Source organism: Aquimarina sp. AD1, from assembly GCF_003443695.1.
GTDB classification, from domain to species: domain Bacteria; phylum Bacteroidota; class Bacteroidia; order Flavobacteriales; family Flavobacteriaceae; genus Aquimarina; species Aquimarina latercula.
The window spans coordinates 1,094,579-1,117,495 of record NZ_CP031966.1 but is presented as its reverse complement, the minus strand read 5'-3'; the positions used below and the strand labels follow the sequence as shown (position 1 = coordinate 1,117,495).

Annotated in this window: 19 protein-coding genes; 5 read left to right on the top strand and 14 right to left on the bottom strand. The window is 30.9% G+C overall.

From position 1 onward, the window contains the following. The first annotated feature begins 30 nt into the window (after positions 1-30). The 3 genes from D1815_RS05050 to D1815_RS05040 all read left to right on the top strand — a co-directional run bounded on the left by D1815_RS05050 (position 31) and on the right by D1815_RS05040 (position 4,342). Positions 31-2,394 carry an outer membrane beta-barrel family protein gene (locus tag D1815_RS05050; RefSeq protein WP_118386172.1) on the top strand — a complete coding sequence of 788 codons (2,364 nt, stop codon included), beginning with the start codon at positions 31-33 and terminating at the stop codon, positions 2,392-2,394. Between the two features lie 186 nt (positions 2,395-2,580). Then, on the top strand, positions 2,581-3,084 hold the full coding sequence (locus tag D1815_RS05045) for a hypothetical protein (protein WP_118386171.1): 504 nt from the start codon (positions 2,581-2,583) through the stop codon (positions 3,082-3,084). Positions 3,085-3,226: 142 nt separating this feature from the next. Further along, the gene (locus D1815_RS05040) at positions 3,227-4,342 is read left to right on the top strand and encodes an acyltransferase (protein ID WP_118386170.1); all 1,116 of its coding nucleotides are present in this window, start codon (positions 3,227-3,229) and stop codon (positions 4,340-4,342) included. Between the two features lie 109 nt (positions 4,343-4,451). On the opposite strand, the gene D1815_RS05035 is transcribed toward D1815_RS05040, so the two are convergent. From D1815_RS05035 to D1815_RS04990, 10 genes are all read right to left on the bottom strand, one after another. After that, positions 4,452-5,795 carry an amidohydrolase family protein gene (locus D1815_RS05035; protein WP_118386169.1) on the bottom strand — a complete coding sequence of 448 codons (1,344 nt, stop codon included), beginning with the start codon at positions 5,793-5,795 and terminating at the stop codon, positions 4,452-4,454. Further along, on the bottom strand, positions 5,795-6,904 hold the full coding sequence (locus D1815_RS05030; protein ID WP_118386168.1) for a serine hydrolase: 1,110 nt from the start codon (positions 6,902-6,904) through the stop codon (positions 5,795-5,797). The genes D1815_RS05035 and D1815_RS05030 overlap by 1 nt, the downstream gene beginning before the upstream one ends. A 14-nt stretch (positions 6,905-6,918) precedes the next feature. Beyond that, positions 6,919-8,442 carry an amidohydrolase family protein gene (locus D1815_RS05025; RefSeq protein ID WP_118386167.1) on the bottom strand — a complete coding sequence of 508 codons (1,524 nt, stop codon included), beginning with the start codon at positions 8,440-8,442 and terminating at the stop codon, positions 6,919-6,921. Between the two features lie 99 nt (positions 8,443-8,541). Further along, the gene (locus D1815_RS05020; RefSeq protein ID WP_035084155.1) at positions 8,542-9,669 is read right to left on the bottom strand and encodes an AraC family transcriptional regulator; all 1,128 of its coding nucleotides are present in this window, start codon (positions 9,667-9,669) and stop codon (positions 8,542-8,544) included. A gap of 89 nt (positions 9,670-9,758) precedes the next feature. Further along, on the bottom strand, positions 9,759-10,802 hold the full coding sequence (locus tag D1815_RS05015) for a helix-turn-helix domain-containing protein (protein ID WP_118386166.1): 1,044 nt from the start codon (positions 10,800-10,802) through the stop codon (positions 9,759-9,761). An 88-nt stretch (positions 10,803-10,890) separates the two neighbouring features. Next, on the bottom strand, positions 10,891-11,997 hold the full coding sequence (locus D1815_RS05010) for a type 1 glutamine amidotransferase domain-containing protein (RefSeq protein ID WP_118386165.1): 1,107 nt from the start codon (positions 11,995-11,997) through the stop codon (positions 10,891-10,893). 281 nt (positions 11,998-12,278) lie between these two features. Further along, positions 12,279-13,205, bottom strand: a complete 927-nt coding sequence (locus D1815_RS05005; RefSeq protein WP_118386164.1) for a YHYH protein — start codon at positions 13,203-13,205, stop codon at positions 12,279-12,281. 45 nt (positions 13,206-13,250) lie between these two features. Then, positions 13,251-14,042, bottom strand: coding sequence for a hypothetical protein (locus tag D1815_RS05000; RefSeq protein WP_147404422.1), 792 nt, complete (start codon positions 14,040-14,042; stop codon positions 13,251-13,253). Positions 14,043-14,048: 6 nt separating this feature from the next. Continuing rightward, entirely contained in the window at positions 14,049-14,375 is a 327-nt protein-coding gene (locus D1815_RS23560; protein WP_162897342.1) for a hypothetical protein, read from the bottom strand. A gap of 235 nt (positions 14,376-14,610) precedes the next feature. Beyond that, positions 14,611-15,813 (bottom strand): ATP-binding protein, encoded by a 1,203-nt coding sequence (locus tag D1815_RS04990; protein ID WP_027391529.1) that lies wholly within the window; start codon positions 15,811-15,813, stop codon positions 14,611-14,613. Positions 15,814-16,007: 194 nt separating this feature from the next. Here D1815_RS04990 and D1815_RS04985 point away from each other — a divergent pair, with 194 nt between their 5' ends. Further along, positions 16,008-17,168: an iron-containing alcohol dehydrogenase gene (locus D1815_RS04985; RefSeq protein WP_118386161.1), complete on the top strand. Its 1,161-nt coding sequence runs from the start codon at positions 16,008-16,010 to the stop codon at positions 17,166-17,168. A gap of 76 nt (positions 17,169-17,244) precedes the next feature. Here the strand turns inward: D1815_RS04985 and D1815_RS04980 are convergent, their stop codons facing one another. The 4 genes from D1815_RS04980 to D1815_RS04965 are packed head-to-tail and all read right to left on the bottom strand — an operon-like array spanning position 17,245 to position 19,588. Further along, positions 17,245-17,577 carry a hypothetical protein gene (locus D1815_RS04980; RefSeq protein WP_027391531.1) on the bottom strand — a complete coding sequence of 111 codons (333 nt, stop codon included), beginning with the start codon at positions 17,575-17,577 and terminating at the stop codon, positions 17,245-17,247. Beyond that, positions 17,574-18,146 carry an RNA polymerase sigma factor gene (locus D1815_RS04975; protein ID WP_118386160.1) on the bottom strand — a complete coding sequence of 191 codons (573 nt, stop codon included), beginning with the start codon at positions 18,144-18,146 and terminating at the stop codon, positions 17,574-17,576. Before D1815_RS04975 ends, D1815_RS04980 begins: the two co-directional genes overlap by 4 nt. After that, the gene (locus D1815_RS04970; RefSeq protein ID WP_118386159.1) at positions 18,136-18,465 is read right to left on the bottom strand and encodes a hypothetical protein; all 330 of its coding nucleotides are present in this window, start codon (positions 18,463-18,465) and stop codon (positions 18,136-18,138) included. The genes D1815_RS04975 and D1815_RS04970 overlap by 11 nt, the downstream gene beginning before the upstream one ends. Positions 18,466-18,475: 10 nt before the next feature. Further along, positions 18,476-19,588, bottom strand: a complete 1,113-nt coding sequence (locus D1815_RS04965; RefSeq protein ID WP_240337544.1) for a serine hydrolase — start codon at positions 19,586-19,588, stop codon at positions 18,476-18,478. 314 nt (positions 19,589-19,902) lie between these two features. On the opposite strand from D1815_RS04965, the gene D1815_RS04960 reads away from it, so the two are divergent. Next, positions 19,903-22,911, top strand: coding sequence for a GEVED domain-containing protein (locus D1815_RS04960; protein ID WP_118386158.1), 3,009 nt, complete (start codon positions 19,903-19,905; stop codon positions 22,909-22,911). Positions 22,912-22,917 lie beyond the last annotated feature (6 nt).

Below are 22,917 nucleotides of genomic sequence, written 5' to 3'. Positions count from 1 at the left end.
TTGAAAAATCAAAATATAATAAAGCATACAATGAACAATCGGGTTTTTATAATCTTACTTTTTTTTACGGCTACAATCTGGGCCCAAAATAAGGAAATACTAATTTCTGGCACATTAGTGGAAGCAGAAACAGGCCAGCCTATACCCTATGCTACGATTGTTCTAAATGACACAAATTCTAAAGCCACTATTTCTGGTGCAATTACTAATGACAATGGAACTTTCGAGATAAACACTACAGCAGATAATTTCTATATCGAAATCAGCTTTATAGGATTCAAAACGCTTCAACTGCGAACCTTTGAAACAATAGAAAATAGAGTTAGTCTTGGCAAAGTTAAACTATATCAAGATAGCGAAACATTAGACGAAGTTATTGTTCGAGGCGAAGTATCTAAAACAGAATTTAAACTTGATAAACGTGTATTTAATGTTGGAAAAGATTTAAGTACAGCAGGTGCAAGTGCATTAGAAGTATTAAATAATGTACCCTCTGTGAATGTTAACATCGAGGGAGAGATAAGCCTTCGAGGAACTGGAGGTGTTCAGATCTTAATAAATGGAAAACCATCAGTCCTAGCAGATGAATCTAGCAATGCCTTAGGAACCATTACTGCTGATATGATTCAAAGTATTGAAGTAATAACAAATCCTTCTGCTAAGTATGAAGCCTCTGGTACTTCAGGAATATTAAATATCATACTGAAAAAAGAAGAAAAAAAGGGATGGAATGGCTCCATTTCACTTAATACAGGAATTCCCGACAATCATAATGTAGGAGTTAGTCTTAATCGTAGAACAGAAAAGTTCAATCTATTTACCCAGATCGGTGCAGGCTATCGATCATTACCAAGAGATAATGAAGCAATCAACCGTAATTTAGAAAATAATGAAGTTATTTTTAGTGAAGGTGAAAATTTTAGAAATGAGACTTTCTTCAATATAACTTTAGGAACAGACTATCATCTTAATGAATATAATGTATTAACACTTTCCGGAAATTTTGCTTATGAAATAGAAGATCAGCCTTCTGAAACCAATTTCCGCTTTTTTGATGGTGATAATACATTAGTATCACAATGGGTACGTAACGAGACTACTGATGCAACTAATCCCAAATGGCAGTATGAGTTTAATTGGAAAAAACAGTTTAAAAACAATAAAGATCATACTTTTCAATTAAGCGCTTTGGGAAGTTTCTTTGGAAAAGACCAATCTTCTTTATTTGCGGATACCACAATAGAAGGAGAAAATGTTGACAGTAACCAACGTACTGCTACCGATTATCAACAAGCAGACTTTACGTTTAAGGCGGATTACACAAATCCATTAACTAAGGAATACAGTATCGAAACAGGAGCTCAGTATGTTATAAATGATGTAGGTAATGATTTTGAAGTTGAAGATTTAATTGATGGAGAATATGTTATTAATGAAAGTCTTACCAATGATTTTGAATGGATACAAAAGGTATTAGGTGTTTATGCCACTTTATCATATGAAAATGATATTTGGGGGGTTAAAGGAGGTTTGCGAATAGAGAATACTGATTTAGAAACATTATTAGCAAATACGAATGAGGGCAGCTCACGAAATTTTACTAATTTTTTTCCAAGTTTTCATACATCTTATAAGATAAGCGATAAAATTTCACTTCAGGCTGGTTACTCAAAAAGAATTTTTAGACCTCGATTAAGAGATTTAAATCCTTTCTTTAATATCCGAAATAATTTTAATATTAGAACAGGGAACCCAGAACTACAACCAGAATTCACTAATTCTTATGAACTAACTAGCATATATAAAATAGGAAAAGCTAGTTTGAGTTCTAGCCTTTATCATCGTTATACAACAGACGTTGTAGAAAGAGTATCAACGTTTATTGATAATGTAAATTTTAGTACTCCAGAAAATATAGGAACGAATTCATCCATAGGTTTTGAAACAAATGGGAAATATAGCCCTACGAAATGGTTAACTTTTACAGGAGATTTTAATTTCAACTATTTTGATCGTAAAGGAACTTTTGAAGATCAGGTATTTGATTTTAACGGAAATCAATGGTCCACCAGATTAGGTACAAAACTAGGGTTACCTGCTGATATCGATTTAGAAATCAATGGAAATTATCGTTCAGATTTCGAAACTGTACAAGGAAAACAAAGTGGATTTGCCTTTCTAGATCTTGGAATGCGTAAAAAAATATTAAAAGGGAAAATAGTTGCTAATCTTGGTGTTCGAGATGTTTTTGCTTCTAGAATTCAGGAAAATTTTGTAAATCAACCTACTTTCGAAACCTATAATTTTGGACAACGTGGACGCTTTTTTACATTTGGATTAAGCTACGCTTTTGGTAAAGGTGAAGCAGTAACTTATTCTGGACGCAGAAGATAGAATTGACCAGTTTATAGTTAATCGTCAAAGTGTAACGGGTGTCTCTGCACAGTAAGTAATCACTTACTTGATCTAAGCTCATCTTAAAAAGGATCTGATTACTTAAACATTTCTTAGTATTTTGCTCTATCGTTTAGATCTATTGATTTATATCAATACTACAAATATTATTATAGGCAATACAGTATGAAGTACATTATAACCGAAGAAGATTTAAAAAAAAGAAGCCACGGAGTATTTTTTGATTCTGTTAATGTCGATTTCTTACTTTTCATTAAGAAAGAAAAAGAACTTAATAACCCTTTTTTGAGTGACACTAATATAAAACAACTGGAAAGTAATACACTAAAGAATATAAAATCAAGTATTTATAGTTTTGGCATTCTTGGAATAGTATCGCTTAGTTATGGATTATATGTATTTTTTACATTCGCTCCTCGTGTAGCTATCAATTTATATACACAATTTCCTTTAATAGAAAATGGTTCTATTTCTATAGTACTTGGATTGTCTTTAATAGTTGGTTGTGCGTATAGTTATTCTAAAAGGAAAGATATTTTAACCGCAAAAGTTAAATCAAAGATCATAGAACATTTAAAAAAGATACAAAGAGAAAAATCAACTGTAACTGAAAAAAAGAGAAAAAATACCAATCTACAACCTAAGAAAAAGCGAAAAAAGAGGAGGTAAAAATTATTATAAAAACACCTATTCAATTCTTCTACCAAATTTTTCACTAAACATACCCGTCATTGTCACGTCATTTGTATAATGTCGTGTTTTGGAGTATTAGATAACTATAGTTTTGTCCTTATTGATTTAAACAATAGTTATGAATACAACCAAAAGACGATATGACTTAGATTGGTGGCGTGTAATCTCCATCTTTTTAGTTTTTTTACATCATATAGGAATGCCATTTAACGGTGATGACTTTCACATTATGAATACCGAATCTAGTAAACTGTTAGATGATATTATGGTGTTTTTCGAACAATTTAGACTACCATTATTATTCATTATTTCGGGAACAGGAACGATCTTTGCATTTTCTAAACGTAACTGGATTCAATTTACTAAGGAGCGTACAACCCGACTTATAGTACCATTAATTTTTGGAGTATTAGTAATTGTCCCTCCACAAACTTATATAGAAAATATTGGATCTTATTCTTCATTTATAGATTTCTATAAAAATATTTTAGAACATTTAGAGGTCAATCATCTCTGGTTCATAGAAAATCTATTTTACTTATCTATTGGCTGCATTCCAATTATTATTTGGATGAAATCTTCTTATGCTAAATCATTCAAAACGCTGTTAGATATCTTTTGTGCTAAACCTTTAGGAATATTTCTTTTAGTGTTACCATTAATCATTATTAAAATAGTAACTAAACATTATTTTCCTGAAGATGACAAATCCATAACAAACCTCTCCTCTACACTATTTTACGGATATTTTTTCCTAGCCGGTATTATCATAGCAAGTAAACCTACATTATGGGATTCATTAAAAAAATACCGCAAATACAACGCATTTATAGCACTTATTACTACATTATTATTTTATATATATTATTTTCTTCCCAATAATATAGCTGCAACTTATTGGGATATTTCTACACGTTGGGATATTTGGTATGGTTTAACTGTACTTGTAGGTTGGACGATAATAATTACTATGTTAGGATATGGTCAAATTTGGCTACACAAACCAAGTATTTTAGTAAAGATTCTCAATCAGGGCATCTACCCTTTTTACATACTACATCAAACAGTTATTATCGTTATTGGATATTATATATTACAGGAATCATGGAGTATATCTATCAAACTATTAATTCTAGCAATCACATCCTTTATCATCATTATATCTGTATATAAGTTTCTTGTATATCCTTTTAGGATTCCTAGATTTCTTTTCGGAATGAAAAAAAACAAATAATATCTAAAATAGGTTGTGAACTATAAGTAAGATATCCTTAGTTTGTCTTATAATGATATTAGACAAACTAAGGATTATTGATAAAATTATATTGTTAGTATCCGAAATATTAATTATCCCAACGTACCATTTCTTTTAAATCAATTGAATTAAACCAATGGCCTCTTAGCATCACTCCTTCTGGTTCTTTCAAGATATCGAGATCATCAAGAGGATTTGATGGAAGTAATATCATATGAGCAGTATAACCGTCTTTTATTTTGCCTACATAATAATTGTTATCGATAAAATTATTGATATATACCCCAGCATTAGCCGTTCCGGCTTTTAAAGCTTCGTAATTTGTTAATCCAGCTTTAACCAAATTTTTCATCTCATCAATTGCAGATTCTCCTGGTGCAGCAGCTGGAAATACAGTATCTGTGCCTACAAGAATATTAACTCCAGCATTATGAAAATGTTTTACAATTGGAAAGTAAAATTTATAAACTTTCTCTATATAAGGCCTACTCTTTACATCTCTGGACCCATACCAATCAGCTTTATAAATCCTTTGAATTTTAGGATGTAAACTTTTAGTTTCGGGCAATCGTAAAATCGAATCCATTACTTGTGGTTTCCCCCAAGTAAGTTCTATTTTTTCATAAGCAATAATATTTGCAATTAACCATATGTTCTCTTCTGCAGCTTTTGTAGCAAAATCTTTTACTTCTTGCTCATCAAATTCTGTAAACTGAGTATAAATAAATTCCTCGGTATGAGCCATAGATTTTTGACCAATTCGTAATGCATCATCAGCGGTTAAGTTTCTTGGAATATGTCCCATTGCATGAATACCTTCTCTTTTAGCAATTTTCATCATATGTTCAAATTGTGGTATGGTCATTTTCCCGTATATCTTTATAAAATCATATCCTTTTGCCTTGTCTTCGATAATTCGTTCTTCTATTCTATCTAATGTTACTTCTTTATATTGTGGTCTATTCAACTCTTTTACAACTCCACCTCTACCTGCAGTATAAATATCTGGTCCTGTAATTTGCTTATCCTTAATTTGCGCTCTTAGTTTTAAAACCCTCTTTGAGCCTCCCAAATTTAAAACTGTAGTAACACCATTTACAACATATGAACGCATCCATTCTTCTGATTTTTTGCGATGTAAATGAACATGGGTGTCAGTTAAACCTGGGATGAGATATTTTTTATGTTCACCATCAATTATTTTTGCATTATCTGGTATGTTAATATCGTTACTATTACCTAATGCAATAATTTTATCATTTTCTACAATAACTGTTTGTGACATTTTGGTAATAGAATCTTGCATTGTTAATACGTTTACGTTAACAAATGCTTTAATCTGTTCTTGTTCTTTTACTTTATATGTTTGTGCATCTATTGTGAACACGCATATAAAAATCATTATCAAAATAATATATCTTGTATTCTTCATTAATTGGAATTATAGCTGTTGTTGTAATTAGTAGAGGTTATAGTTTCATGAGCTTTCATCAAGTTTAGTAAACCTGAATCCATATTTTTATTGATCAACCAAAACCCTGAACTTAACAAGGAATTTCCGGTGAAGTTTTGTTCTACTAAAGTCAAATTTTTATTTCTATTAATGATCATAAATCGTTCTCCATAACCATCTGTCCAAATTGTATTTGTATCTGAAGCTGTCCACCACTGATAACCAAACCCATCATATCTTCCATAATTAATATGGTTAGTAGTAAGATCACTATAAGAGGATGTACTTTTTGTAATCCAATCTTCTGATATAATTTGTTTACCATTCCATTTTCCATTATTCGCTACCATAGCACCGATTCTTGCAAAATCACGAGTACTGATATAGATATAATATTGTTTATGCATTGTTTTTTTCTTTGGTATAAACCAAGGGCTTCCAATAATTACATTATTCGAATCAAAATCCTGAAGACCAAGTGGCTTGGCTAAATTATCTTCCATAAATTTTCCAATACTAATACCTGTTTCTTTCATAAAAATGGTGCCTAAAACATTTGCATCAAAATTGTTATTAAAAAAATAAGTTCCTGGTTTATGACTTTCTCTTTTTGGTCGTTGAGTTATTTGATTATCATGCTCACCAGAAGCAGGTAAATAAACACCTGATTTACCCATTAATAAATCCCTTATCGTTGCACTTTTTTCTTGGGTAGTTAAAGGAATAAATTCATCTACTTCAAGTTGAGCAAGTGTTTTATCAAGATTTATTAGTTCTTGATCAACTGCTATTCCATATAACAAACTCAGCATAGCCTTTCTAGTCGAATGTCCATTCATTATTTTGTCAGTAGGCCCATACTCATAAATAACTTTTTCATTCTGCATAACCATTATAGCCCTAGTACGTTTAGGTTTTATGGTAGGAGTTAATATGTTATTTATTTTTTCTGAAACAGGAATGCCATAAGTGAGTGCAGTTTCATAATTTGGTGTGGGATTACTAACTTGTGGAATCAAAAGATATATCACAAGTATTAAAATTATAGTACATACACCTAGTATAATTCGTTTTATTTTTATATTCATTATTTTTTCTTTACTTAATTGATATATTGATTTATACTCATTTTTCTACTTCTGTTATTAGCTTCTTTTACAGATTCTAACATATTATCTAGTGTAGTTCGGTTTAGAAGTTTTCCATTAATAATTACTGACCGAATTGTTTTAGTATTAGTGATATCATCTAAAGGATTCTTTTTTAGTATCACTAAATCTGCATTATAACCAACTTCAATTTTACCAATATTATATTGCATCCATTCGCCAGCATGTACCGTTGTAGACTGTAATACACGAGAATTCGTTAAACCAACTTTATTAAGAGAATGTAATTCTTGATGCAATGAAAAACCAGGAGTAGCGCATGCTACATTAGCATCGGTCCCCGCTACAACTATTACATTATGCTTAATTAATGCTTTGGTCATGATATGATGAGCTTTTACATAGGTTTCCCAATATCCTTTAACCCTTTTTTGAAGTTCAGGGTCGTTTTTTGCATTCAAATTCTCGTAGTAATTATTTCCTGGTGTCCACCCTCTAGTAATACTCGATCCTTCAACAATACCTGGATTAGCATATTCTAACGGAATTGTTTTGATAAAACTATCTAATTCTAATTTTTGTTTAGGAAAACTTTCCACTAACCATATTGTAGAAGATACTACGATATTTTTTTCTTTAATTTTAATCGCTATAGTATCAGCTCTTTCCTTCAAAAACTGAAGATATTCTTCTGTTTTATTATAATAAACTACACCAAATTCATTCATGGTGTTTTTAACAATCTCTTCTACATGAGCAAGTTGAGACTGTCCAGAATTGTACAAGCCATCTAATCCTACTTCTGGACCTAAATGACCTATCGCCGGTATATTTTGTTTTACAGCTTCATCTACAATAGCCTCATATATTTCTGGATTTAAATTAGTAAGTTTAATTGCATCATAACCTTGTTCTTTAAATTTACGAACTGCTTTGCGCGCTTTTCTTTGACTTGTATAGGATTTTGGTGCTCCAAACCAACTTTTAATCTTTGATATCATACCTTTTTCACTACCAAGTTTTCTAGTTGCTACATAAAGGTTTGGACTCAATGTTCCACTTTTTGCCTCTTCCCTCCATTCTAAATGTGACTTGTCACCGAACATCTCTCCTACGGTAGTAACTCCGTTAGCTAGAAATAATAAAAGATCATTCTTACTTTTCTTTAAGTGTACATGTGTGTCAATAAGACCAGGTATTAAATATTGACCTGTCCCATCGATATTTGTATACTCATTAGTAACATTAGTTCGTTTATCTATTGAAACTATTTTACCTTCTTTGATTAATACTGTTAGACTATCCAACATTTTAGTACAATCTTTAGATAACACACTAATATTGGTAATTGCTAATGGAGAATTAATAGAATTAAAAATTGAGGTATTAACAAGCTCTGTTTTTGCTCCTTGGTGTTGATTGATTTTCGAATTAATTCGGATACAAGAACCAATACTAATTACTAATATAGCTAGTACTGTTCCCAAAACCCATTTTTTGATTAATGTTTTTTTCATTTGTTTTGATGAATTTTAAATTGACTATTAAAACAACAAAACAACTGTAAAATGAGTAATGATGGGTCTCTCTGCTTCTAAAGAGACAAGAAAATGAGATTAATTTTGATTTATTTTAAACTCTGATGGAGATTGGCCTGTTTCTTTCTTAAATAACCTATAAAAGCTCGCTTTAGATTTAAATCCACATTCATAAGCAATTCCTTCTATTGTATAATCTTTATATAATGGTAATGCTATTAATTGTTTAAACTCTTTAATCCTATAACTATTCACAAAATTATAGAAGGAAATTTCTAAATACTGATTTAACAAAGCTGATAATTTCTTGTCTGTAATATGAATTCCGGATGCTAACTTACTAAGTGTTAAATCTTCATCTAAATAAGGTTTTTCTTTTTCCATAAATTCTACAAGCAATTTTTCGAAAGAAGAAAACTCAGATTCTAATTTTTCATTGATCATTTTCTTTCTATCCTTGCTACCTATAGAACTATCTAATAAAAAATATGGCACCAATACTTTAGATTGCTTAACACCATAATACAATCCATAACAAACAGAAATAGAGGTTAATAACATAATCAAATTTTGAGTCCTCCATCCCAAATAGCCAAATAGCATTTGATATCCAACAAAAAACAGGTCAATAAAAATGATAATAAATGGAGCTATTAAAAGGTATCGTACCCAAATAAAATTATTATGCTCGATATGAGAATAATTACATTTTAATGCTTTTTTAAACTTATCAAAAGTTCTAAAACTGATATAGATATATATTAAATAAATAATATCTAATAACGGTCGCTTGATAAAAAGATATTGTTGAATAACATCGATATAGTCTACAAAATATTCTCCCGAAACCATTGCTATCTTGTATGGAGCAGAAATTAGAATAACAAAAACAATAAAAGGAGTTAAATGAATAATTCCATTTTTTAACACCTTTTTATCATCTAAAAATAGGGATTGAATATATAAAAGTAACAAAGGTCCAAGTGCCAATTTTACTCCATACACAATTAAAAAACTGATGTCTAGTAATATCTCGATATTATGTATCGAAGCATACGATTCTAACAAAACGAAAACCAATAATGCAAAAAATACAATCAAAATTGATTTATGAAGTCCTTTATCCTTTGATTTATAAAAAATATAGATATAAATGCACGAAAAAAGCATTCCTATGATAAAAAGAAAATCGTAAACTAATTTCACTTATAAAGTTTAGGCCAAATATAAGTAGTAAATATTTTTAAACCCATATAATTTTATCATTAGGTTTATTCGAAATATTGTATTATTAATTAAGAATTTTTCTTTCTATAAGACGACGGTGTTACACCTTCAAATTTTTTAAATGCACTATTAAAAGAAGAAAGACTGCTAAAACCTGTATCAAAAGCTATGGAAGAAATTGTGTACTTATCTCCAACATTTAACAGCTTTTTTTTAGCTTCCTGAATCCTGTAATGGTTGATGTAATCATTAAAGTTTTTATTAGAATATTGATTAATCGCAGATGATGTTTGCTGTACACTTTTTCCGAGCAACTTACTCAATTTTATCAATGAAAGATCTGGTTCTAAATATAATTTTGTGTTCATTAGTTTTGATATTTCATCAAATAATGAATAATCATCATTTACATTAAAAGCATTACCGTTTAAATCTGTAGCCTTTAGTTGAAATGCCTTGTAACTCAAGAAATATATAATTATAGAATATACTACAGGTCCAATAATATAGGGAACTGATTCATCCAATATATTTAATACATATGTTATCCAAATAATTATAAAACCAAATGCCAAAAGGTGCAACCAATCAAATATAGCTTTATGAGATTTAGTTATTTTAACCGATTGATATCGATTCTTTGTTTTTTTAATAACAATCCATCCTAAGAGGATATAAAGTGCAAAATGCAGATAAATAAATACCAAACCACTACCAAATATTAAAATAACAAAATCACTTGTTTCATACCATTCTTTAGTAACTAAGAGACTAGCAAAAAACACTAAAAGGAATGGAATAATTTCTATAAAATAATACTTAGGAAGTTTAAAGCCTGGAACAGTCATTCCCAAAATATACCATCTAAAAAAAGGTCCTATTAATAATAAAAAAGCCAATCCTATAAATATAAAAATAGGCTCCAAGTTATTACCAAAATTAAGCATTACAGATTTACCAATCCGGAAAGCCATAAATACTAAAATCAGTCCAAGTAATAAATTAGTAAGCGTTTTTTTCTTTTTAAAACCTATCAAATAAAAAGCGAACAATATTCCGTGCAAGAGTCCTGCGCTGCTAAGTATAATAAGTAAGATATCGGAAAAATTCAATGGACTTTTTTTTCAAATGTAGGGATATTTCATATTCCAATGAAGTATATCCTATATAGAATAAGTTTCTATATAGGATATATAATAACTAGCTGTTTTCTTTTGATTTCTTTTTTGCATACGAAGTAAGGCTTGTTAAACTAATAAAACGACCTATTTTTCCTTGCATAGCTGCAATAATCCCATGTTTTGCAATTAATACTCTAGACATAGGTTGCTTATCCTTAGTATACATTTGATCAATAAGACCTCTAGCCTTTTCTGAACCTTGTTCATGATACGTTTTTAAAACTTTTACGGCATTTTCTTCTCCTGTAACTTTTCTAAATTTAGGCTTATAGCCCAATTCAGTAATCATTGACTCTGCTAGAACCCAAGTAGACCAAGGATTTTGACCGGTAATCAAATTTTTATCTTTACTTATGTTTTCTAGATACATCGTCCCTTCATTAAAAACACCTCCTTGATCAACTAATTTATCTTGTAAAAGAAATGGGAATATTGTTTTTGCATCCGATATCAATAACAATTCTTCTGCATTAGTGAATCCACTAACTTTTTTATTCTCTAGTAAATGCTTCCCGGTATTAAGCGTAACATTTACTAAAGCGGCTGGACCATGACATACGGCTCCGACTACTTTGTTATTTTCATATAAGTTTCTGACTATAGCTTGTATTGACTCGTTGTCTGGAAAATCAAACATAGCTCCTTTACCTCCTGCAAAAAATACCGCCTCATATAGATCAGGGTCAATCTTATCTACAGGAATTGTATACTTAACTTTAAGTTGAGCAACACTATCATTAAGAAACGCATAATCAAATTCTCCCATATCTTCAGCATCTATGACTACAGGAGGTTCTCCTCCTAATGGACTCGCTATATCAACATCAAAACCATTTGCCTGAAAAACATAATACGCTCTAGATAATTCGGTCAATTCATAACCGGTACTTTTTTCAGTATTCCCCATTACATTCGTACTAGTAACGATTGCTAGAATCTTTCCACGCTTATCAATTTTGTTTTTTGATAAATAAGGTAAATCAGACATCTGAGTTGATGTAATGTCTTTCATATTTTCTGATGACGGTATTAACCCCATAAACCACCATCCAAAAATGAATAGAGAAACAATAATACTCCCAAAGGAGATAAGAATCCATTTAAAAATTTTATACTTTTTGAACATGCTATTTGTTTTAAAATTATAGCACGAAATAATAGTAAATACTAGACAAAATATGTCGAAATTATAATTCCGTCAGAGTATATTATACTTTTAAATGGTATTCAACTTAATCAATAAGCTCCGTAATTACTTACGAAGCTTATCTTACAAAACTAATTAATTACATAAAACTCATAAGAGCATATTTAACACAAATTAATTAGACGTAACATTAAAATTGCAAACACCTTTTTTGAGATTTACTATTGTAGAAAACATCTTTATATAATAACTACGTTTATTCATCCTTTTCTTGGTCCTTTGTCTGGAGGAAAAGGTCTTCTCGATCTTTTCTGTTCTTTAAATTCACCCATTAAACATCTGCTGATATAAGGAAAGTTTTCTGTAACTAAATAAATATAATTTCCATTATGTATAATTCCATTACATTCATCTAAATCTCCATAACCCGCTACATATTCGAAATCTGATCCATAGGTACCATCGTGATGACCACCAATAGAAATATCCATACGAGTCATAGGATTTTCATAGCTACAATCTTCTCCTTCTCTTGTTCCTTTTAAAAGTTTATAACTAGGTTTATATATTCCACTTTTAGAATAATATATTGGGTATCCATCGTGAGCAAATCCAATGTGTACCAAATCTTTTCCTGTATCAAAATCAGTAATAATAGAAGTTGGAGTACCGTGATAATGATACGCTCCAGTAGGTTGTACATGCGCGTGATTAAAATCCAAACCTAAATCAATTACATCTTGTAATGCTTCTACTCTGTAATTTTCTCCACTCTCACATTCTACTACTTCTGCAGTTCCCGGTTCGAATTTAATACCATTTAGAGCCACACCTGGTTCTCTTACCCAAACAGCCTTACCGGTATATATTGGATTTAAGGGAAAACTATATGTTTTTTCTTGCGCTTTAATCTTATTTGGATTTCCAGAGTTTGGAAAATCACCTGTTTTATGGTTCGGAAGCGCATTAGTAACCATAATTCTTTTATTCTTAGATACAGTCACTTTGGTTTTTGTTCCATATTTTTCATTAATCAATGAATATGAATCAAAATAATCTACTGCATCTTGATGAGTATGATTGAAGCCATCATGAGAATGACTTGTTTTTTTGAATTGTATATCACTACAACTAATTATAACAATGTTCATGGTAATTAACAAGGAAGGAATTTTAAACTTTTTCATATTTTGTTTATTCTTCTTTTTAATGATTATCTAAAGCTCTTATGATTATTTGGATATTGTTTTAAACCAAAAATCTATAGCAGGTACGGATTCTGTTTTTCTGCCTTTTGACCTACCTTGATCTCCTCCTCCTGGACCATTCCCAGATCTTCCTTGGGGAGCGCCACCATTAGATCTTCCTCCACCTCTTCTGCCACCTCCTCGAACAGAAGCTTGTTGCGTAGGTCTAGTTCTTTCCGAATTATCTCGAGACATCTCAACTGTTTTTACACCTATAGAAAGCTTATTAAAATTAATACCAGATTTTACGTTGATTTTATTATTAGGAATTTTTAAATAATAAATAAAACTGTTTCTTTCTTCATTAACTGCTAAATTGATCGTAATACCTTCATTGTTAAGAAGTGTATTAAACTCTTTAGTTTTATCATAATATTGATACAATGCTTTTTGTGGTGTATTGTTTTTTAGCCTATATCCTATTTGACGTATTATACTATCATTATCAGGAAATTCTCTAGTTTCATTAGGCGTATCCTTATTTCTTCTTGGAGGTCGTTGATTATTGGCTATTGGATAGGTAATAAATACATTCTTTTTCTTTTTACCTTTCGTATCAAAATATACATTTATTCCTTGACGTAGTATAGATGTTGCAACTTTAGAATCAATCGTTTCAATAGTAAGGTATACGTATGCTTCGTCGGTATATATTTGATAAGTTTCGGTATTATTAATTACTGTAGTTGTGTCTATCACAACATCCGCGTATAAAGAAATTGCGAATAATGATTTCATTATAAAGATACAAATGAGTGCCAAAATTTTATTTTTCATAGTTAATTATTTTGAAGGTGCTAGTGGTTCTATTTTTGGGTATATAGAAATTCTTATTAGTATGGTAAGTAGTGTTATACTTAGAATAATCAATAACCATATGTTTTTTATTGATCGTTTATCTTTTATAAATGATTGTGTGTCCATTTCAAAAGAATCAACAAAAGTGTTTATTGTATTTTTAATCAATTCAAAATTGGTTGATTCACTCTTAAAAGAAGAAAGATTTATAACTAACTCATATGGATTAACTGGATTAGAAAGCGTATGTATACAGATACTCCCTATAAAAGTAATAATACAGATTGTTGTTATTAATATGATTTGTTTCATAATCTGTTGATTTGAAATTACACATTAATGACTAAAAAAAACAAGAGAAGTTTAATCGCAAAATTGCATTTTCTATGAAATGCTATTCATTTTCTGCGAAATGAAGATTATATTAAGTAATTACTTAGTTAGATAAGTTACCTATCTAATGGTTGACACAGTTTTTTATAGAATCAACTTTCATTTTTTAAAGATTCATAATCTTTTTTTATTGAATAATATAATTGGGAGTTTTCTAAGTTTTTGATATAGAAAAAGTAAATGTACTGCCAGTTCCCTTAGAAGAAATAACCGAAATATCACCACCTAAATTCCTAACTATTTTCTTTACAGTAGCCAAGCCAATACCAGTACCAACATTGCCATCTCTATCTTCTACTCCTACTACCGTAAAAAGATCAAATATTTTATCTAAAAAATCTTTTGGGATTCCATCACCATTATCCTTTACAGAGAAAATGTATAAATTTTCTTCTTCCTTAAGTGTTATATCTATTACGATCTCAGATTTTGAATTATACTTAATTGCATTTGTAAGTAAATTAATCAGTACCTGCATCAAAGCTGTTTTATTAGCAAAAATTTGATTTACATCAGAATAAAGATTAAAATCAACTTTATGTTCAGAATCGGTTATTTTCTTTAATTCTTCTAATAAAAGATCAATGTCAATCTCTTCTTCATTATTTTTTACAATATCATCACTTTTATAAAACTTAAGAATACCATCTATATAATCTCTAAGCGAATAGGAAGAAGTCCTTAGGTATTCCAAATATTGTAGTGATTCAGCATTAAGGTTATCTTTATTATCATCTTCTAAAAGTTCCGTAAGAGAAATGATATTAGCCAAGGGAGACTTCAGGTCATGAGAAACTACACTTGCGAACTTTTTAAGATCTTCATTTCTTTTCTCCAATTTATCACGGAGTTGGGTTAGTTTTAGATTCTGATATCGTTGTTCAAATAAACTGACTACTTGCTTAGACATTGCAAGCAATGCATTTTTTTGTTCAAGTGTTAATTCTCGTGGCTTAACATCATAAACACACAAAGTGCCTAATTTAAAACCTTCTGAATCAATTAACGGTGCACCAGCATAAAAAACAGCCTGATGCTCAGTTACAAGAGGATTTCCATCAAAACGTTCGTCTTCTCTAGAATCTTTAATTATTGTAATAGGATCATCCGAATTGATAGCATGTCCACAAAATGAAATTTCCCGAGGTGATTCACTAAAAGGAATTCCATGATGAGACTTTAAAAAATTACGTTCTTTATCTAAAAGTGTTATTAACGAAATGGGTACATCGCAGATATACGACATTATTGAAGTAATATTATCATAGCTCTCTTCTGGTAAAGTATCTAATAAATCATACTTTTCTACAGCAGCTTGTCGAAATTTTTCATTTTTAGGTAATATAGGTGCTATCATTGGGGTAAATCTAAAAAATAATCTGATTCTAATTATTTGTAAAACCAAATAAACTATCTGGTTTAATAGTACAAAAGTCGTAATATTTTTGTTTTTCTTACCATAGATCAATTATTAACCGCATATTTATTTTGAAATTTGTAAAAATAATTTCGAAAAACAAAGTTTAATAAACATATATAACTATAAAAATCATGAGGAATTTTGAATTATACGTACCTACTAAAGTGATTTTTGGTAAAGGAGAGATTAAGAAGTTAAGTAATGAAATACCAAAAGACAAGAAGATTTTATTATTATACGGTGGAGGAAGTATTAAAAAAAACGGTGTCTATGATCAGGTAACTGCTGCTCTTAAAGAACATACAGTAATAGAGTTTTCTGGGATTGAAGCTAATCCAGAATATACAACCTTATTAAAAGCTCTAGAAGTAATTAAAACTAAAGACATCGGGTATATGCTTGCAGTTGGTGGTGGCTCAGTCATAGATGGAACTAAATTTTTATCTTCTGCAGCTCTTTATGAAGGTGATAATCCCTGGGATATATTAGCCAAAAGAATAAGAACTCTAAAAGGATTACCATTTGGAACTGTATTAACACTACCTGCAACCGGAAGTGAAATGAATAGCGGTGCCGTTGTTAGTAGATCAGAAACTAATGAAAAAATGGTTATGGGAGGACCTGGGTTATTTCCTGAATTTTCTATTTGTGACCCAACGGTAGTCCACAGTATACCTAAAAGACAATTGGCTAATGGTATAGCTGACGCATATACACATGTTTTAGAACAATATATGACGTATCCAGCAGACGCACCTCTACAAGATCGTTTCTCGGAAGGAATTTTACAAACATTAATTGAAATAGCGCCTTCTGTAATAAAAGATCCTAGTGACTACACCGCTGCATCTAATTTTATGTGGTGTTGTACAATGGCGTTGAACGGTTATATCCAAAAAGGGGTTCCTACAGATTGGAGTGTTCATATGATAGCACATGAGCTTACAGCTTTTTACGGTATTGATCACGCAAGAACATTAGCTGTCATATTACCTAGTGCATACACTAAAAAATTCGAGCATAAAAAAGAAAAGTTAGCTCAATATGCTGAACGTATTTTTAACGTTACAGAAGGTAGTACGGAAGAAAGAGCTAGAGAAGCTATAAAAAGAACTGAAGGCTTTTATCAATCATTAGGAATAGATACCAGATTAAGAGATTATACTGATGATTACGAAGGTTTTTCTAAAAAAGTGGCAAAAAACCTTACAGATCATGGTATGACTGCTTTGGGAGAACATCAAGATATTACGCCAGAAGTTGCAGCCGAAATAGTGGAAATGGCATATTAAATACATATGTATAGATAAACACAGTTAATTACTTTAAAAGATGTTAACTGTGTTTATTTAAAGTGTTACTTCAAGATTAATTTTGTTTTTCATTGAAATAATTTAATCTTATAATACTGTTCATAAAGCACAATATTGTTATAATAATCATTAAAAAAAACGGAGTCTTCGGAATATTATTGAAAAATGAACCAAACATACTGAAATTATGTTCTGGAAAATTGTGAAGAGATCCTATTGCAATAAATAGTAAAATTGAACAAGCGACAATAACAATTTTAAAAGACCAAAAAGAGGACTTTTTAGTATTTTGCTGAACATCAACTTTCTTCATTAATTTATTGATAAAATCATCCGAAGTTTCTACTGTACTTTTTTCTAATATTTTTTTTACATTTTCTTCTTTCATAATAAGTTATTTAAATCATCTCCTAATAACCTTTTTAGCTGGAAATTCATATTTTCTCTCCCTCTATATAAATCTACCTTAATTTTAGAGGTTTTAAATCCTGTAACCTTTTCAATTTCCTTTATTTTATATTCACATAAATAAAAGAGACGGAGTACTAATGCCTCATCCGGGCGCAATTGCTGTAATGCTAAATTTATAAATCTTTTTTGATCAGCTTCATCCATTGCATTTTTTTCTACCAATGGAATTATAAAACCACTCTCTAATTCATCAATATTTATACTATTCTTTCTCTTCTTTAATTCATTATAACTGGTATTAATCACTATACGATATAACCAAGTAGAAAACGACGATTTGAACCGAAATGTGTGCAACTTATTATATACTTTTAAAAACACTTCTTGTAAAACATCTTCTGCAATAACTTGATTTTTTAGTATTGAAATAGCAAGTGATAGTGATACATCTTTATAGGCATACACGAGTTGTCTAAAAGCTGATGCATCACCATCATTTATTCTACGAATTAGATCGTATTCTTGCTTGTATTGACTATTTCTCAAGTCTTTTTCTTATAAAATGAGCAACAATCAATCCAGTAGCTCCAAAAATTAAAATGGTACCCCAAATCAATAAATCCGCGGCATCTTCAGATAAATTAAATGTTGTAAATAACGAGGATACAAATAATCCAATACCTAAACCAAAAATGATACAGCCAATATCTAAATATTTCAATTTATTATTCTTTTGATCTATATATATTCCTTTTTCTATTAATGTCTTCTTTATTAAATACGTATATCTAGCAAGTATGAATACAATCAATACAATAGCTATTATCATTGTTATGAATACAAATACTTCGTTTAAATCTTTCATTTATCTTATATTAAAAATGTTCTCCTAAAAATTTCTCTATTGTTTCCAGTAAAGGAAATAAATTATCTGAATTTGCAAAAATCACAAAACCATATTTTTGGTCAGGAACAAACATCGCATATGCCTGAAAATCATGATTGTTACCTGTATGCAAATGCATCAGTCCATTGGGAGTAGGTTTTTGAGCAAAACCAAGACCCCAACCAGTTTGACCGGTTTCTTTTAACAACTTATTATCAGGTTTAAAATGATTATGTTCCCGTAGCATTTGATCACGTGTAGTCACCTTAATATTTTTCGGGTTCATCATTTCTATTAAAAACAATGCATAATCTTCTGCATCTGAGTGCAAACTAAAACCAGGACCAACTTTTTTGTATTTATTAATTTCTGGGTTTGTTTTTCCTCTTATATGGCCATTTGCAACATCTTCATTATAGATGTTGTTCCAAGTATATATACTTCTATCCATACCGATGGGATGCGCAACTTCTTTTAAAAATAAAGAATCCAATTTGCTCCCCCATCCTATCCCTAACTTAGTACCAAAAGCTGCGCCCAAATGTTGATAAGCTTCTCCAGAATATGAAAAATCTGTACCCGGTTTGAATTTAATTTCAATTGGCTTTCCTTTTACCCAATTAGGAATACCGGAACCGTGGGATAAAATAGTTCTTGGAGTTAAAATCTTATAATCCTCAAATGAGTCTTTATGAATAACTCCTTCAGGAAATATAGGTTCTAAATATGAATATATTGGTTCATCCAAATCCAGCACTCCTTTTTCTACCATTTTCATTAAAAAATATGCGAAAAGAGGTTTTGAAAGAGATGCCCCTTCAAAAATGGTTCTTTTTGTAACCGGTTTCTTAGTTTTAAGATTTGCAAAACCAAATGTATTATGATATACAATAGTGTTATCATTTATTATGGCTATAGAAAGACCAGGTAAATCAATAGAATCCATAGCTTTTTTAATATGCTTATTTAATAAAGCAACATCAATAACTCTTCCATCCGGTACTCGTATTGTTTTACTACTCTTTTGTCCAAAGGACATTGGTATAGATATTAAATAAAAAATCAATATCCATAGTTTTACTGTTCGTTTTGATAAAATCATTTTGATCAATTTAAAATGTGATTATTTTTTTGATTGTGAATTCACATGTATTGGACAAAATGATTTTAAAAAAGGTTACAAATTTATTTTTAAACTAAAAATAACATAGAAAAAGGCAATAGAATTAATTACATTATTTGGCCATTATTTTTATAGAATATTTGTATAAATTCTCATCCAACTAACTTAATAAATGGTTATTACTCAGCCTTAATATGGTCTTCCCTTTCATTTAAAAAAAACACAAAATAATTTTAAATTACTGTTGAAATTTAAGTTAAATTTAAGTCAATTAACCATTTAAATTAACACAAATGAATTTAAAACTCAAGTTATTAACAGCCTTTCTTGTGGTCTCTTTTATGACTCAAGCTCAACAAACCGGAACGAAAGCATTTTACCATGGAAAAGTATCCTCGGTAGAATACGTATCGTCAATCGCATCAAGGCCTAACGATCTTATTGCACCTGATAATTCTGTCAGGGAAGCTAAGGATAAAAGATCATTAGGAAATCAAATTACCTCGGGTAAAGACCCACAAACTGAAAATGATTATTTCTTCAGAAACAAAAACAAAATGGAGCAAAGTGTTCAACGAGCTCCTGCTAGTCTTGTTTTCGATACGTATTCATCGAATTCTCAACCAACTGACCCTTCTATTGCTGTAGGTCCAAATCATGTTTTTGTCGTTTACAACACTGGTTTTATGATTTATGATAAATCTGGTAATCAGTTAGTAGGACAAACATCTCCTAATCCTGCAATTTTTCCGTCAGGTGGTTGTTGTGACCTTACTGCTTCTTACGACAATGCAGCTGACAGATGGGTTCTTTCATTTTTGGGATCTGGTGCTCAAGTAGCAGTTTCTGATGGTCCAAATCCTGTAACTTCTGGATGGTTTGTATATAACATATCAGGAATACAAGACTATCAAAAGTTATCTGTTTGGAGTGATGGGTATTATATCACTGAAAATACAGGTGGAACTAATAAATTATGGGCACTAGAAAGAGATGCTATGTTAGCAGGAGATCCTAATGCGCAAATTCTAGGTTTTAATCTTCCTGGCATAGTGACTAGTGGTTTTTTTAGTCCACAAGCTTTGAATGTTACCAATGGCAATTTACCGGCGCCCGGAGGTGCCACAATTCTATATTTACAGGATAATGCTTGGAATGGCGTATCGGTAGATCATATAAAGGTATGGACTGCTGATGTAGATTGGAATAATCCTAATAATTCTACAGTTTCTAACCCACAAGAAATTGTTACAACTCCTTTTATTAGTGTTTTTGATGGAGGAAGCTTTGTTAATTTGTCGCAACCAGGAGGAGGTACTTCTATCGATGCTTTACAGGCAACAATAATGAATCAAGCACAATTTAGAAAATTTGCAACTCATAACTCTGCAGTATTCAATTTTGTGGTAGATGCAGATGCTAGTTCTGGAGAATTAGCAGCAATTCGTTGGTATGAATTTAGACAAAGTGGTGATAATCAACCTTGGTCATTATATCAAGAAGGTACTTATACAGCACCTGATGGAAGACATGCTTGGCATGCTAGTTTAGCAATGGATGGTCAAGGAAATATTGGTATGGGATATACTTCTATGTCTGGTCCTACTACTCCTTCGACGGTAAGAGTTAGTTCTTATTTCACAGGTAGATTAAGTTCTGATCCTTTAGGAACTATGACTACAGCAGAAGAACTTATTGCTAATGGATCAGGTAATATTCCTGGAACACGTTATGGTGATTATAGTAAAATTGATGTAGATCCATCAGACGATTCTTCATTTTGGTTTATTAATGAATATGTAAATGGTAGTAGAACTGGTGTAGTAGGAAAATTTCAGATTGAAGCTGGAGTTCCGGATACGCAAGCTCCTACCGACCCTACAAATGTAGTTGCTAGCAATATTACAGCTGGTAGTGCTATTCTTAACTGGACTGCTTCTACTGATAATGTAGGTGTAGCTAGATATACTATTTCGATTGATGGGACTGTAGTAGGAACTTCTACAACTACAGACTTTAATGTTACAGGTCTTTCTCCTCTAACTTCATACGCCGTTTCTGTATCTGCAGAAGATGCTGCTGGTAATGTTTCTGGAAATGGAACTACTACGTTTACCACTATCGATGGTAGTACAACTGTTTATTGTGATTCTGCTAGTACTAACGTAAATGATGAATTTATCAGTAATGTGCAATTGAATACAATTAATAATACTTCTGGAGCTCAGTTTTATTCAGATTTTAGTGGTATTTCTACTGATTTAAATGAAGGTCAAACCTATACGGTTTCTGTAACTCCTACTTGGACTGGAACTGTATATGCAGAGGGATATTCAGTTTGGATAGATTATAATAACAACGGAGATTTTGATGACACAGGAGAACTTGTTTGGTCTAAATCCCCATCTACAGACAGTAGTAATAGTGGGTCTTTTACTGTACCTAGTGGAACTTCTGAAACTTCTGTAAGAATGAGGGTTTCTATGAAATACAATGCGATTCCAACTTCTTGTGAGACTTTTACTTATGGAGAAGTAGAAGATTATACAATTAACCTTAGCGCCGATGGAAGCGGTGGTGGTAATATACCACCAACTGGCTATTGTGATTCTAATGGACAAATAACTAGTGATGAATACATTTCTAACGTACAAATAGGAAGTATCAATAATACAACTACAGCTGAGGCCGGTGGATATGGAGATTATACAGCTATAACAACAAATTTAAGTAATACTAACACTATTACTATTACACCAACTTGGACCGGAACAATTTACAACGAGGGATATGCTGTTTGGATAGATTATAATCGAGATGGTGATTTTGATGATTCGAATGAATTAGTTTGGTCAAAAAGCCCTTCTACAGATGCTGTTAATACTGGTAGTTTTACTGTACCATCTGGAGCATCTACTGGAGCAACCCGTATGCGAGTATCAATGAAATACAATGGGATACCTTCAACATGTGAATCATTTAGATATGGAGAGGTTGAAGATTATGTAGTAGTTATAGGAGCTTCTAGCCGTGATGAATTAGTTTCTTTTACAAGAATAGCAGATAAGAGTATCCAGCTTTATCCTATTCCTGCTACTTCGACATTGAACATTGAGATTAATGAAGGAAAGTATGATGAGATCATAATGATTTCTTCTAATGGTTCTATTGTAAAGAAAATAAATCCAGAAAAATCTTCTTTCGGAATTGATATTTCTCAATTCGCTGATGGACTATATTTTGTGAGATTTACTAATTCTAATGGATTAGCTATTACAAAAAGATTCCTTGTTAAAAAGTAATAAATA

Coding starts and splice junctions, on each gene's coding strand:
- D1815_RS05050 (WP_118386172.1), top strand. CDS start 31: ATGAACAATCGGGTTTTTATAATCTTACTTTTTTTTACGGCTACAATC.
- D1815_RS05045 (WP_118386171.1), top strand. CDS start 2,581: ATGAAGTACATTATAACCGAAGAAGATTTAAAAAAAAGAAGCCACGGA.
- D1815_RS05040 (WP_118386170.1), top strand. CDS start 3,227: ATGAATACAACCAAAAGACGATATGACTTAGATTGGTGGCGTGTAATC.
- D1815_RS05035 (WP_118386169.1), bottom strand. CDS start 5,795: ATGAAGAATACAAGATATATTATTTTGATAATGATTTTTATATGCGTG.
- D1815_RS05030 (WP_118386168.1), bottom strand. CDS start 6,904: ATGAATATAAAAATAAAACGAATTATACTAGGTGTATGTACTATAATT.
- D1815_RS05025 (WP_118386167.1), bottom strand. CDS start 8,442: ATGAAAAAAACATTAATCAAAAAATGGGTTTTGGGAACAGTACTAGCT.
- D1815_RS05010 (WP_118386165.1), bottom strand. CDS start 11,997: ATGTTCAAAAAGTATAAAATTTTTAAATGGATTCTTATCTCCTTTGGG.
- D1815_RS05005 (WP_118386164.1), bottom strand. CDS start 13,205: ATGAAAAAGTTTAAAATTCCTTCCTTGTTAATTACCATGAACATTGTT.
- D1815_RS05000 (WP_147404422.1), bottom strand. CDS start 14,042: ATGAAAAATAAAATTTTGGCACTCATTTGTATCTTTATAATGAAATCA.
- D1815_RS23560 (WP_162897342.1), bottom strand. CDS start 14,375: ATGAAACAAATCATATTAATAACAACAATCTGTATTATTACTTTTATA.
- D1815_RS04990 (WP_027391529.1), bottom strand. CDS start 15,813: ATGATAGCACCTATATTACCTAAAAATGAAAAATTTCGACAAGCTGCT.
- D1815_RS04985 (WP_118386161.1), top strand. CDS start 16,008: ATGAGGAATTTTGAATTATACGTACCTACTAAAGTGATTTTTGGTAAA.
- D1815_RS04980 (WP_027391531.1), bottom strand. CDS start 17,577: ATGAAAGAAGAAAATGTAAAAAAAATATTAGAAAAAAGTACAGTAGAA.
- D1815_RS04970 (WP_118386159.1), bottom strand. CDS start 18,465: ATGAAAGATTTAAACGAAGTATTTGTATTCATAACAATGATAATAGCT.
- D1815_RS04965 (WP_240337544.1), bottom strand. CDS start 19,588: ATGATTTTATCAAAACGAACAGTAAAACTATGGATATTGATTTTTTAT.
- D1815_RS04960 (WP_118386158.1), top strand. CDS start 19,903: ATGAATTTAAAACTCAAGTTATTAACAGCCTTTCTTGTGGTCTCTTTT.